The sequence below is a fragment of the Kitasatospora sp. NPDC040550 genome, assembly GCF_055594965.1.
The window spans coordinates 24,982-37,201 of the sequence record NZ_JBVIWC010000048.1 but is presented as its reverse complement, the minus strand read 5'-3'; the positions used below and the strand labels follow the sequence as shown (position 1 = coordinate 37,201).

The following is a 12,220-nucleotide window of genomic DNA, read 5'->3' as shown; positions in this document are numbered from 1 at the left end:
CTCCGACAACACCAACTCGACCTTTGGCCGACCCGTCCGCGCCACAGCCCCAGTCTATATTTATGAATGAAATTCCAGACTCAGGACACTAGGGCAGATCCTCGCCCGCCCCGGAGCCGGGAGGCCCTGCTGTCGGGCGGGTGGAGACGGTCCGGGCGGATCGGAGAGCGCCCGCCCGTTCCACGAGGTGATCCAGCACCGCGAGGGTGAGGTCCGCGAGGTCGGCGCGGGTGATCGTGTCGACGTCGAGGTGGAACTGGGTCGCCAGGCGCCGCTGCCGGTCGTGGAAGAAGACCGGATGCCGCCGCGGTGTGGTCGCGCCGCTGACCAGCCGGTGGCGCCAGTCGGCCAGGACCTCGGGATCGGCCGGGCCGCCCAGTCCGTCGTGCTTGCCGGCGCGGAGCGCTGCGGCCGGCTCCGGACGGCCCCGCCGGCGCAGGTCGTCCTGGACCGCCGACAGCAGCATCGCCGGCTGCAACTCCGCGGCCAGGTCGTGTGCTTCGAGCACGGCCTCCAGCTCCGGCCGGTCACCGGTGAGGACGTCGATGCTCGGCCGGAACAGCCAGGGCCGGTCCGGTGCCCCACGGCCCTGACAGCGAATGTCCACGGCGATCCAGGCGTGGTCGGAGCCGGAGGGGTGGCGTCGCCAGGCCATCAGCATCGGGTTTCCGGCGCTGGTGGTCATGGCGCTCGCTCCGGCCGAGCCCGGATGGTCGCGGCGCAGCGCGTGGTCGAGAGCGAGGGCCGTGCGACGGCTCACCAGGTCCGGCACGTACCAGCCGGAGGAGCTTCCGATCGCACCGTCGGCCTCGGTGTCCCAGCAGTGCAGCACGTCGGTGATCCCGCGCGCGAGCCAGGCGGCGTGCGGATCGGCGGCCGAGTGCCACGCCTGGAAGACCGTGACGAGGCGCAGCGACCGCCACGGCGCGGTGGACCCGGCGTCGTCGAAGGTGCAGAAGAACAGCGCCGGTACGGGATCGAGGGTTTCGGCCCAGGCCCGGTAGCGGTTCAGCTGATCGCCGTGCTCGTCGGAGGCCCCCTTCATCTCCAGCACGGCCACGGGACGGTCGTCCGGCCGCCGGTACACCACGAGGTCCAGGCGGCCGGCGGCCTGCTTGACCTCGCGTCGACACCGGTACGCGCCGGGGGCGAGGCCGAGCAGGTCGATCAGTGGCTGGGGATCGCGCTCGAACAGGAAGGCCAGCACGTCGCTCAAGCTGTTCTCGTTGGCGACCAGTCGTCCGAGGGCAGGGCTGGGTTCCGACATCCGAGGATCATCCTCCACCGGCGGTCGCTACGGCACCCGAACCGGCGAAGTCGGCCGCCGCCGAGGTCCGGACCGGCGGCCCGAGCGTTGCGGGGCTGTTGCAGGGGGAGTGACGGCGGTCACGGTGGGGTGGGGTGGTTCGTGATCGGATGGTCGGATGGGTGAGTTCGGGACGGGTGGGGTGGTGCCGGTGAGGCGTGGGGTCGGTGCGGTGGCGGCGGTGGTGCTGCTCGCGGGGTGCGGGAGCCAGGTGGCCGGGGCGGGCGGGGGGCCTTCGGCCGCCGGCTCCGGCAGCGCGGGGCCGTGCGGGGCGGCCTCGGCTTCGCCGGGCCCGGTGGCGAAGGACGGGGTGCGGATCACGGCGGCGAGTGCGGCCTGCGCGGAGTACGAGGTGACCAACCCGGGCGGCGAGGCGGCCGATGTGACGGTGGTGTTCGGCCGCTCGGGGGCGACCGGGAGTGTGCTGGGCAATGAGACGAGGACGGTCACGGATCTCGCGCCGGGGGCGACGGAGAAGGGGCGGGTGGAGCTGGACGGGAGGACCTCGGCGGTGACGGTCGTCAAGGTGCGGAGCGTGCCGAGCGCCGAGGCCTCGCGCCCGGACGGCCCGTGCCCGGCGTCCGGGGTACGGGTGAGCGCGGACGACGGCGACGCGGCGATGGGGTTGCGGGTGGTGGGGCTGCACCTGCGCAACTGCGGGACGGCCACGGTCAACGTCGACGGGTACCCGGAGCTCCAGCTCCTCGACCTGCAGCACGAGCCGGTCGACGGCGTGCAACTCCTGCACGGGGGTGCGCAGATCGCGAGCGGCACCGGGGCGGACGACCCGCCGCGGCCGCTCGCGTTGAAGCCGGGCGAGGGGGCGCGGTCCACGCTGGCGTGGCGCAACACCACCGAGGCGGGCACCGGTGGCCCGGTGGACGCCCCGTACCTGCGGGTCCGGGCGCTGCCGGGCGCCGCGCCCGTGATGGTGGTGCCGGAGCTGGACCTGGGCACCACCGGGCGGTTGGGTGTCGGCGCCTGGGTGCGGGAGGACGGGCAGCCCCCGGCGACCAGGCCGCCGGCGCGGTGATCACGACTCCGGGGAGCGTTCCGGGCGGGCTCCGCCGACCGTGGCCCCCCCCCGAACGGCGCCCCGGCCCTGGACGAGCGTCAACTCACCCAGGGCCGGGGCGCCCGTTCGTCCGCTCAGCGGTGCCAGGCCGGGTCGGTCACGATCGTCTTCAACCGGTCGGTGTCGAGTGCCGGATCGCCCGGGCGGTAGGTGTAGGCGTTCTCACCGTTGCCCTCCGAGATCTGCACCAGGCTGCCGTCCGGGTAGTGGACGGCGGCCAGCCAGTGGAGCACCGGGACGGTCGCGGTCTTCCCGTTGCCGAAGCGGTTGGTGACGACGACCGTCCCGTCCGGCCGCTTCTCCCGCACCTCCAGCGGGGTGGGCGGGTTGCCGTCCATTCCGGCGAGCTCGTCGCGGCCGCGCTGGGACGGCGGGTCCGCGCTGACCATCAGCAGGCTGGTTCGGCCCTCGAAGCTGACGGTGAGTGCGGCGTGCGCCGGGTCCTGGCCCTTCACCTCGGCCCCGGCGGGCAGCAGCGGGACGAGCTTCGCGAGCAGGTCCGGGCCGGCGGGGGCGGACGGTGCGGTGGCGGACGGTGCGGGGGTCGGGGCGGCGGTCGGCTTCGGGGCGCCGTCGGCCGGTCGGAGGGTGGCGAAGACCCGGTCCCAGGCCGGATCGGTCACCAGGGCCGTCAGCTGGGCGTCGTCGAGCGGCGGGTTCGGCCGGTTCGCCGTGGCGGGCTGCCCGTTGTACTCGGTGAACTTGACCCGTCGGCCGTCCGGGGCGGCCCAGGTGACCCGCCATTCGCGGCCGTTCTCGGTGTGCTGGCTGCGCAGCTTGTCGATCACCAGCACCGAGCCGTCCGGCCGGACCTTCCGGTCGCAGGAGTCCTGCGGCGTCTGGAACGGGTCCATGCAGACCGCGCCCGCCTCGGGCGCGAGGTTCGTCCGTTCCACGGTGAACATCACGATGCTCGCCCCCGCGCCGTCGTCGAACATCAGGGTGCTGCCGGTCTGGTGCGGGTCGATCTTCCCCATCGCGCTGGCGGTGAAGTCGGTCACCGTGCCCTTCGGCAGCAGCCCGGTGTACAGCGCGGTCAGCTCCTGGGCGGACATCCTCGGCAGGGCGGGGCCCGGCGGGCCGACCGGGCCGACCGCCCCGAAGGAGCCGCCGCGGACGGCCGCGAAGCCGCCGGCCCCGGCCAGCACCAGCACCGCGAGGCCGCTCGCGAGGGCGGCCCGGCGGTTGCGCCGCCGGCGGCGGCCGCGCTGCTCGGCCTGCGCGGCCAGGGCGTGGTGCACCGGCTCGGGGGCCAGCTCGGCGGCGCCGCGCAGGGCGCGGGCGAAGCCGTCGGTCAACGCGTCCGCGAATGCGTCGTCGTCACTGGGCATGGCGCAGCACCGCCTTCCGGGAGGGGCCGTCGGGGCCGGTCTTCGGGCTGGATCCGTCCGCCGCCGCCGCGGTTCCTGCCGCCGTCGGCGCCGGAGCCGTCGGCGTCGAGCCGCCCAGGACGGCGTCGACGTCCTCGCCGAGGACGGCGCGCAGCCGCGCGAGGGCCCGCCGGGAGCGGGTGCGGACCGCGGCACTGCTCAGCCGCAGCACGCCAGCGGTCTCCTCGACGCTGCGGTCCTCCCAGAAGCGCAGCACCAGTACCGCGCGGTCCGGGGCGGGGAGTTCGGTGAGGGCGCGCAGCAGGGTCAGCCGCAGCGCCGGGTCCGGGTCGTCGACGCCGACCTCGGGGAACTCGTCGGTGACGCGCTCGGAGGCGCTGCGCTTGCGCCGGTAGGAGAGGAAGGTGTTGACCAGGACGGTCTGGGCGTAGCCGCTGGGGTTGTCCAGCCGGGATATCCGCCGCCACTTGACGAAGATCCGGCCGAGGGCCTCCTGCACCAGGTCCTCGGCGAGGTGGGCGTCACCGCCGGTGAGCAGGAAGGCGGTGCGCAGCAGGTGCCGGGCGCGGGCGGCGACGAAGTCCGGGAACTCCGGCCAGGGCGGTTCGGGCGACGCTTCCGCACGCGATTCTTGATCCATACCTTGGTAACGCGGTGGGCCCGGCATCGTGTGACAGTCCGTCCGCCGGGGGTTCGTCAGGGCCCGGTCAGGGATCCGCCGGGGCACCGGGCCCGGCGGGAGCCTACCCGGCGCGGCGGGGGAAGGTGAGCAGGGGTCGTGACGGTCGGTCGGCCCGGGGCAGGGCGGCCGTGCCGAGGGCGAGCCAGCCGGCGGCGAGCAGCCAGCCGCCGAGGACGTCCAGGGGCCAGTGCACGCCGAGGTAGATCCGGCTGAGGCCGACGGCCGCCGCGAACAGCAGGGCGCCCGCGACGGCGGCCCGGGCGGCGGCCGGGTGGGCGCGGGTCACGGCGAGGGCGAGCAGGCCGGCGCAGAGCGCGGAGGTGAAGGAGTGGCCGGAGGGGAAGGAGAAGCCGGACGCGGCGGTGGCCCAGTCGGCGTGCGGCGGGCGGGGCCGGGCGCAGGCCGCCATCAGGCCGTAGCGCACCAGTTGGCCGGCGGTCAGCCAGAGCAGCGGGGCGAGCAGCAGCAGGGCGACCCGGCGGGTGGGGCGCGGGGCGGGCAGGGCCCGGACGGTGACGGCGCCGGCGGCCAGGGCGAGGAGGTAGGGCACCGCGCCGGTGCCGAGCGAGGTGATCGCCGCGGCGGCCGTCCGGGCGGCGGCCGGCCGGTGGGCGGCGCTCCAGTCGGCGGCGTCCCGCTCGAAGCCGTACGGTGCCCAGCTGTGCGCGGCCAGCAGGGCCGCCAGGGCCGCGAACAGCAGCAGGGCGACGGCGGCCGCGGCCGCCCAGCGGCGGGGCCGGGCGTTCGGCGGGTGGTTCATCGTGGCGGCGCCCTTCCTCGGGAGACGGGGTGCGGGCTCGCGCCCCGTGGCCGGGGCGGTCAGCCCGTCGCCATCGGACGGTACATGCCGACGGAGTCGTGGGTCGCGGTGTCCTTGAAGCCGAACCGCTCGTAGAGGAGGCGTGCGGGCCCGTCCGCGATCAGCGAGACGTAGGCGGTGGCGGGTGCCCGGCGGTCCAGCTCCTCGGTGAGGGCGGCCATGATGCGCTTGCCGAGGCCGCGGCCCTGGTGGGCCGGGTGGACGCAGATGTCGACGATCTGGAACGCGGTGCCGCCGTCGCCGATGATCCGTCCCATGCCGATCGGCTCGCCCTCGTGGTGCAGGACCACGCCGTACCAGGTGTTGGGCAGGCCGATCGCGACGTCCTCGGGGGCCCGGTCGGAGAGGCCCGCGTCGGTGCGCAGGCGGCGGAAGACCTCGACGGTGGGGACGCCCGGGCGCAGCTCGTAAGGGTCATTCATGCTTGTCATGCATTACATCGTACAGGTCGGGTGTGCCGGATCCCGCTCCCGGCGCGCGTGCCCCGACCTCCCGGTCCGCCGCCACCGGTCCGCACAGTGATGATCCTTGACGGAGCGTCGGCGGGTGGCGGAAAGCCCGGATCCGCACCCCGGAGACCCCGGGGGGGGAGGTGCCCGGAGGTGGCCGGAGGACCCGCCGTACCATGTCCGACCTGTGGGTTTCGTCGGGACGTGGAGGGGACGGGCGGGTGGCCAGGGTCGAGTGGGCCGGTGGGCTGGGACGGCTGGTGGGGGCGGCGGCCGGGCTGGGGGAGGCAGGCCGGCAGGCGGTGCTGCGCGGCGGACGGTCCGCGGCGGGCGGGCGCTGGGCGCTGGCGGCCCTGGGCTCGGTGGCGCCGCCTCCGGTGCCGGCCGCCGAGCCGTGGAAGTTGTCGCTGGGCACGCTGATCGGCCGTCACCCCCGGACGCCGGCCGTGGCGCACAAGCTGCTCGGGCTGCTCGACGGCTACGGCGCGGTGCACCTGGGGCCGGTGCGGGTCGGTTTCGACGGTGAGGAGGTCGAGTGGGACAAGGTCGTCGAGATCCGCACCCGCAACGCCTTCGAGGTGCTGACCACCAGCGCCCTGGAGCAGGACGTGGACCGCATCCGCGAGTTCCTCCCGCCGGTGCCCGGCCGCAAGTGGGCGGTGACCAAGGCGGGTGAGGCGCTGGCCACGGTCGTCCTCGCGGCGCTCGAACGCGGTTCGGTCGACCAGCGGCTGGACGAGCTGACCGTGCCGGCCCAGATCGTCCACCGCGGCCTGCTGGGCCGGCCGCGCACCCTGGAGGCGGGCTGCTTCGCCGCCGCCACGCTGGTGATCGTGGGGCAGGCCGGGGAGAGCCTGATCGCGACCGCCCGGCAACGGGGCATTCCGGTCCGGCCCGCCGAGGCCGTGGCCGAGGCGGACCGGGCGGAGCACGTCGCGGTGCTGCGCGAGCGCACCGATGCCGTCGCCCGGCTGCTGGGCCGGATCGAGCGGAGTGACCCGGAGCAGGCGGGGCGGCCCGAGCAACTGGAGCAGTCGGGGCAGTTGGAGAGGCCGGAGCAGTCGGGGGAGCTGCCCGCGGTCTCCCTGGACAAGGCCCCGCCCGCCGCGGCCCCGGGCCCGTCCGGGCCGGAGCCCCGCCCGGCGGGATGATCCGACTCTTGGACGGCGTTGCGACGACGGTGGGGGAGGAGCCCGAGGCGGCGGAGGTGCCGGCAGCGACCGGAACGGTGTTCCGGGGCGAGGAGCTGCCCGCCGGCGAACGCTTCGACTGCTGGCGGGAGTTGCTGGAACGGACCCGGGCCTGCGAGGCGACCAGCGCCCACGCCGACGACTTCCGGGCGGAGCTGCGGCGCGCCGAGCTGGGCGAGGTGGTCCTGCTCGGGACGTCGTTCCCGTCGGTGCGCTTTCGGCGGACGGAGCGCATGGTGCGGCGGGCCGACACGGGGGTCTACCACCTGTCGTTCCTCCAGCAGGGCACCATGGCGCTGACCCGCGGGGCCGGCCGGACGGAGACGCTCGGGCCGGGCTCACTGCACCTGGTGGACAGCTCGCACCCGTACGACCTGCGGACCTTCGGCGGTCCGACCGCCGGGGGCAGCGTCCCCCGGCTCTCCGGGGTCGGCATCGACTTCCCGGCCGAGTTGCTGCCGCTGCCGCCGCACCGGCTGCGCGACCTGCTCGGCCGCGCTTTCGACACCCGGGAGGGCTCGGCGGCGCTGCTGTCGCAGTTCCTGGTCGGGCTGGACCGGCAGGCGACGGCGCTGGGGCCGGCCGGGGCGGCCCGGCTGGGGACGATCGTGGTCGACCTGGTCGCGGCCTGGGTCGCCGGGGAGCTGGAGGCCGAGGCGGCGGTGCCGGAGGAGACCCGGCAGCGGGCCCTGGCGGAGGCGGTGCGCGCCTTCGTGCGGCGCAACCTCCAGGACCCCGACCTCGCCCCCGTGACGATCGCCGCCGCCCACCACGTCTCGGTCAGCCACCTGCACCGGGTCTTCACCCGGCACGCGCCGGACGGCGAGACCCTCGCCGCCTGGATCCGCGGCCAACGCCTGGACCGCGCGCGCCGCGACCTCGCCGACCCGGCCCAGCGCACCACCCCCGTCCACGCCGTCGCCGCCCGCTGGGGCTTCCCCCGCGCCGACGATTTCAGCCGCGCCTTCCGGGCCGCGTACGGGCTCCCGCCCCGTGAACACCGCCACCGGGCGCTGGCCGAACGGGCGGCCGAGGGCGGGTGACGGTGGGTGAGGGTGGGTGAGGTGAGCGAGCGCGGGCCCGGCCGGGTGGGCGACGCGCCCGCACGGTGCTACTCGGAGCGAGCGGCCCGTCGGGGGGCCCGGTGGTGGTGGCCGGAGGAGCCCTGGCCGTCACGGTCGGTGGCGGTCCGGGCGCTGCTACCGGCGCTCCGGGCGCTACCGCCGCCGCTCCGGCCGCCACCGGCGCCCGAGGAGGGACGCCCGTGCCGCCCGTGACCGCCCGACGCGCTGCGGCGCGGCCGCTCGATCACGGGGTCGGGCACGGTCACGGGCACGCCGCTGGGCACCCGGGCCCCGGTGATCCGGGCCAGGTCCTCGTCACCGGCGGTGACCCTGGTGGTGACGGGCGTGATCCCGGCGGTGCTCATCATCCGGACCGTCCCGCGCCGTTGCTTGGGCAGCACCAGCGTGACGACGGTGCCGGACTCGCCGGCCCGGGCCGTGCGCCCGCCCCGGTGGAGGTAGTCCTTGTGGTCGGTCGGCGGTTCCAGGTTGACGACGAGGTCGAGGCCGTCGATGTGGATGCCCCGGGCGGCGACGTTGGTCGCGATCAGAGCGGTCACCTGGCCGGTGCGGAACTGCTCCAGGGTGCGGGTGCGCTGCGCCTGGAGCTTGCCGCCGTGCAGGGCCGCGGCCTTCACTCCGGTCGCCAGCAGCTCCTCCACCAGGCGGTCCGCGCCGTGCTTGGTCTCGGTGAACATGATCACCCGGCCGTCGCGGGAGGCGATGTGGGCGATCGTGGCGCCCTTGTCGTAGTTCTGCACGTGCAGCACGTGGTGCTCCATGGTGCCGACCGTTCCCTCGGCCGGGTCCACCGAGTGGGTGACCGGGTCGTTCAGGAAGCGTCGCACCAGGCCGTCGACGCCGCGGTCCAGGGTGGCGGAGAACAGCATCGTCTGGCCGCCCCGGTCGACCTGGTCGAGGATCTCGGTGACCTGCGGCAGGAATCCCATGTCCGCCATCTGGTCGGCCTCGTCGAGCACCGTGACGCCGACCTGGTCCAGCCGGCAGTCGCCGCGCAGGACGAGGTCCTTGAGCCGGCCGGGGGTGGCCACCACGATCTCCGCCCCCCGGTTCAGCATCCAGGCCTGGCGGCTGAGCGACGTCCCGCCGACCACGGTCGCCGTCCGCAGCCGCACGGCGCGGGCGTACGGGGTGAGGGCCTCGGTGACCTGCTGGGCGAGTTCGCGGGTGGGGACCAGCACCAGGACCAGCGGACAGCGCGGCTCGGCCCGGCGCCCGGCGGTGCGGGCGAGCGCGGCGAGGCCGTACGCGAGGGTCTTGCCGGAGCCGGTGCGGCCCCGGCCGAGGACGTCGCGACCGGCCAGCGAGTTGGGCAGCGTCGCGGCCTGGATCGGGAACGGGGCGGTGACGCCCTGGAGGGTCAGCGTCGACAGCAGCTGCTGCGGCAGCTCCAGCTCGGCGAAGGACTCGACCGCCGGCAGCGCCGGGGTGGTGCTCTCCGGGAGCGCCGACTCGCCCTGGACGCCGGGGCCTTGGGGCGTGTTCCGGCCGGCGGGGCGGCGGCCCCGGAAGGGCCGGCCGGCGGAGCGGGAAGCAGTGGTGGTGTGGACGTCTGCGTCTCGGTAGGAGGAGCGGCCGGAACGGGTCATGCGGGAACCTTCCTCAGGGCGGCACGTCACGAGGAAGGCTCCGGTGGCGCTGGGCGCAGGGGAGACCGCAGGGAACGGGCCGGGAGTGTGACGGGCGGAGCGTGGACGGTCGGACCGTGCGGGGTACGTCACCGCAGTCGGCTCTCACCGCGGAGGGGCAGGCGCGCAGAACCTCGAACCGTGGGCGTTCACGGCGGGGAACGCCGAGGGGCCCGCACCGGGCGTGTGCGCGGTGCGGGCCCCTCACCACCAGGCGGGTGCCGTGGCGGGTGAACTACAGCGGGCGAATGTTCTCGGCCTGCGGGCCCTTCTGGCCCTGCGTCACGTCGAACTCGACCTTCTGGCCCTCAAGCAGCTCACGGAAGCCATTGGCGTTGATGTTCGAGTAGTGGGCGAAGACGTCCGGGCCGCCACCCTCCTGCTCGATGAAGCCGAAGCCCTTCTCCGAGTTGAACCACTTCACAGTGCCATTAGCCATTAAAAGTCTCCTTCAAGGGACTGTCCGAAGCGCGCACGGTGCGGGCTTCGAGTCACCGCATGAAGTGCCCACCGGGGAAGAGCCGGGGAACGAAAAATGCGCCTGCAAGATCAGCAGGCGCACACAAAGTTCATGGGAACCACTACTGCAACTAAGTCGAGTGTAGCAGGCCGGCGCCCGCGATGTCCGCACCTTTCGGGGCGACGTCGAAATCGTGACGTCGAAATGGGCCCGTACCCGTGGTGCTGCGGCGCATACTGAATGACAAATGACGAATTTTTCAGCAGGTCGCCGCCCCCTGCCCACCAGCCCCTTCAAGCCCCGCACGGAGGCGCCGCGCAAGCACTTCGCCGTCGGGGACCGGGTCACCCACGACGGGTTCGGCCTCGGCCGGGTCATCGCCGTCGAGGGTGACGGAGACATCGCGGTGCTCGTCGACTTCGGATCGCGCCAGGAGCGCATCCCCCAGCCGTACACCGCGATGTTCCGGCTCTGACCCCGGCGCCCCGCCCCCGACGACGGCGCCGTCCGGTCCCCGGGTCACCCGACGTCGCGGGCGGCGCTGCCGAGTTCGTCCAGGTTCCAGGTGATGATCCGTCGGGGGTGGACCCGGACGATGTCCTTGCTGAACCGGTCGGGTGCCACCGGCGGGACGTCGACGGTCAGCACCTCCGCCCGGCCCCTGATCTCGACGCCGCGCCCCCAGCCGGCGGTGACCGGGTGGTCGGCCGGAGCCATGTCGTCCACCAGCACGGACACCTCGGGACGCGCCTGGGCGTTGAGGTACTTCCGGCTGCGGGCCATCGCGGGCCCGCCGATGTCGATGGTGCCGTCCTCGTTGAGCCGGAAGCCCACCGGGCGGACCTGCGGACCGCCGTCGGGGCCGGTGGTGGCCAGGCGGGCCAGCAGCTGGGTGGAGAGGTACGCGCGCTCCGTCGCCGTGAAGATCATGCGATCGACCCTAGGAGCTCAAGCGCCCTTGAGGTCAACACCCCCACGGGCCCGGGTTCGCCGGACCCCCGGCCGCGGTCCGGGGTCGGCCCGGTCGTAGCCTGAGCGGCGCAAGCCAGCATCTCAACTTTCAGGGGGAAAGCATGCGTTGGCGCACCTTGGCGACCGCTGCCCTGCTCGCCGCGGTCACCGCGACGGGTCTGGGCGCGCCCGCCGCGAGCGCGGCCGGACCAGGGGAGCCGGGGGTGCTCGTCCCCGCCGCCGACCGCGAGGTCACCTTCACCCAGGACGGCACCACCGCCTACGGCACCCTGCACGTCCCCGCCCACCGGGCCGGGCAGCGGCTGCCCGCCGCGCTGCTGCTGCCCGGCAGCGGCCCGACCGACCGCAACGGCGACGAGCCGCCCGGGCTCACCCCGGGCACCCTGGCCGCCGTCGCCGGCACCCTGGGCGCGGACGGGGTGATGACCCTGCGCTTCGACAAGTACTTCACCGGTCGCACCGGCGCTGGGGCCTACCAGGGCGACCCCGGGCGGCTCGACCTGCCCGCCTTCACCCGCCAGGCGGCCGCGGCCTACACCACTCTGCGGGACCAGCCGGAGGCCGACCGGCGCGCGCTCCTGGTGGTGGGCCACAGCGAGGGCGGGCTGCAGGCCCTGCTGGTCGCCGGTACGGTCCGGCCCGCGCCGGCCGGCCTGGCGCTGCTGGCCCCGCAGGACGAGCGGCTGCTGGACCTGCTGACCGCCCAGCTCGGCGACCAGCTCGACCAGGCGGTCGCGGCCGGGCAGCTCACCGAGGAGGTGGCGCGGGCGAACAAGGCGGGCGTGGCCGCCGCCGTCGCGGACTTCCGGGCGGGCCGGCCCACCGACACCGGTGCCCTGCTGCCGCCGCTGGCCGGGCTGCTGAACGCGCTGTTCGGCCCGGACAACGCCCGCTTCGTCCGCAGCGACGACGCCGTCTACCCGCCGGACGCCGCCCGGGCGGTGCGCCCCGGTACCCGGGTGACCGTCACCTGCGGCACCGCCGATACCAATGTGCCCTGCGCGACCGTGCCACCGCTGCTCGGCGCCCTGGACCGGGCGCACACCTCCGGCCCGGGCCTCCGGACCCTGGACGGCGTGGACCACTTCCTCCACCCGGCGGGCACGCCGGTGAACGACCACGGGCTGGCCCCGGCGGTGGAGGCCGCGCTGCACGAGTTCGCCCGCCCCTGGAAGCGTTAGCCGTTCGGAGATGCCGTCCTCTCGAGCGGGGACCCCGCGTG

The 12,220-nt window shown here is 75.0% G+C and carries 13 protein-coding genes; 5 read left to right on the top strand and 8 right to left on the bottom strand.

Annotated elements, in window-relative coordinates:
- Window positions 1–88: 88 nt before the first annotated feature.
- A complete protein-coding gene (locus ACZ58X_RS39180; RefSeq protein ID WP_470338337.1) occupies window positions 89–1,267 on the bottom strand; it encodes a PDDEXK-like family protein in 1,179 nt (392 codons plus the stop codon).
- A gap of 157 nt (window positions 1,268–1,424) precedes the next feature.
- Between ACZ58X_RS39180 and ACZ58X_RS39175 the strand changes: the two genes are divergently transcribed.
- Window positions 1,425–2,339, top strand: a complete 915-nt coding sequence (locus ACZ58X_RS39175; protein ID WP_470338336.1) for a DUF4232 domain-containing protein — start codon at window positions 1,425–1,427, stop codon at window positions 2,337–2,339.
- A 116-nt stretch (window positions 2,340–2,455) separates the two neighbouring features.
- On the opposite strand, the gene ACZ58X_RS39170 is transcribed toward ACZ58X_RS39175, so the two are convergent.
- The 4 genes from ACZ58X_RS39170 to ACZ58X_RS39155 form a co-directional block, all read right to left on the bottom strand.
- On the bottom strand, window positions 2,456–3,712 hold the full coding sequence (locus ACZ58X_RS39170; RefSeq protein WP_470338335.1) for a hypothetical protein: 1,257 nt from the start codon (window positions 3,710–3,712) through the stop codon (window positions 2,456–2,458).
- Window positions 3,702–4,352, bottom strand: a complete 651-nt coding sequence (locus ACZ58X_RS39165; protein ID WP_470338334.1) for a SigE family RNA polymerase sigma factor — start codon at window positions 4,350–4,352, stop codon at window positions 3,702–3,704. The genes ACZ58X_RS39170 and ACZ58X_RS39165 overlap by 11 nt, the downstream gene beginning before the upstream one ends.
- A 103-nt stretch (window positions 4,353–4,455) precedes the next feature.
- On the bottom strand, window positions 4,456–5,154 hold the full coding sequence (locus ACZ58X_RS39160) for a phosphatase PAP2 family protein (RefSeq protein ID WP_470338333.1): 699 nt from the start codon (window positions 5,152–5,154) through the stop codon (window positions 4,456–4,458).
- A gap of 59 nt (window positions 5,155–5,213) precedes the next feature.
- Window positions 5,214–5,645, bottom strand: a complete 432-nt coding sequence (locus tag ACZ58X_RS39155) for a GNAT family N-acetyltransferase (RefSeq protein ID WP_402476399.1) — start codon at window positions 5,643–5,645, stop codon at window positions 5,214–5,216.
- A 239-nt stretch (window positions 5,646–5,884) separates the two neighbouring features.
- On the opposite strand from ACZ58X_RS39155, the gene ACZ58X_RS39150 reads away from it, so the two are divergent.
- Window positions 5,885–6,814 (top strand): hypothetical protein, encoded by a 930-nt coding sequence (locus ACZ58X_RS39150; RefSeq protein ID WP_470338332.1) that lies wholly within the window; start codon window positions 5,885–5,887, stop codon window positions 6,812–6,814.
- A 56-nt stretch (window positions 6,815–6,870) separates the two neighbouring features.
- On the top strand, window positions 6,871–7,896 hold the full coding sequence (locus tag ACZ58X_RS39145; protein WP_470338341.1) for a helix-turn-helix domain-containing protein: 1,026 nt from the start codon (window positions 6,871–6,873) through the stop codon (window positions 7,894–7,896).
- A 68-nt stretch (window positions 7,897–7,964) separates the two neighbouring features.
- Here the strand turns inward: ACZ58X_RS39145 and ACZ58X_RS39140 are convergent, their stop codons facing one another.
- A complete protein-coding gene (locus ACZ58X_RS39140; RefSeq protein WP_470338331.1) occupies window positions 7,965–9,527 on the bottom strand; it encodes a DEAD/DEAH box helicase in 1,563 nt (520 codons plus the stop codon).
- A 274-nt stretch (window positions 9,528–9,801) separates the two neighbouring features.
- Window positions 9,802–10,005: a cold-shock protein gene (locus ACZ58X_RS39135; protein WP_045694210.1), complete on the bottom strand. Its 204-nt coding sequence runs from the start codon at window positions 10,003–10,005 to the stop codon at window positions 9,802–9,804.
- Window positions 10,006–10,273: 268 nt separating this feature from the next.
- On the opposite strand from ACZ58X_RS39135, the gene ACZ58X_RS39130 reads away from it, so the two are divergent.
- Window positions 10,274–10,501: a hypothetical protein gene (locus ACZ58X_RS39130; protein WP_360235708.1), complete on the top strand. Its 228-nt coding sequence runs from the start codon at window positions 10,274–10,276 to the stop codon at window positions 10,499–10,501.
- Between the two features lie 44 nt (window positions 10,502–10,545).
- Here ACZ58X_RS39130 and ACZ58X_RS39125 read toward each other — a convergent pair whose 3' ends face one another.
- Window positions 10,546–10,956 carry a PPOX class F420-dependent oxidoreductase gene (locus tag ACZ58X_RS39125; protein ID WP_470338330.1) on the bottom strand — a complete coding sequence of 137 codons (411 nt, stop codon included), beginning with the start codon at window positions 10,954–10,956 and terminating at the stop codon, window positions 10,546–10,548.
- Between the two features lie 143 nt (window positions 10,957–11,099).
- On the opposite strand from ACZ58X_RS39125, the gene ACZ58X_RS39120 reads away from it, so the two are divergent.
- Window positions 11,100–12,179 (top strand): alpha/beta fold hydrolase, encoded by a 1,080-nt coding sequence (locus ACZ58X_RS39120; RefSeq protein ID WP_470338329.1) that lies wholly within the window; start codon window positions 11,100–11,102, stop codon window positions 12,177–12,179.
- Window positions 12,180–12,220 lie beyond the last annotated feature (41 nt).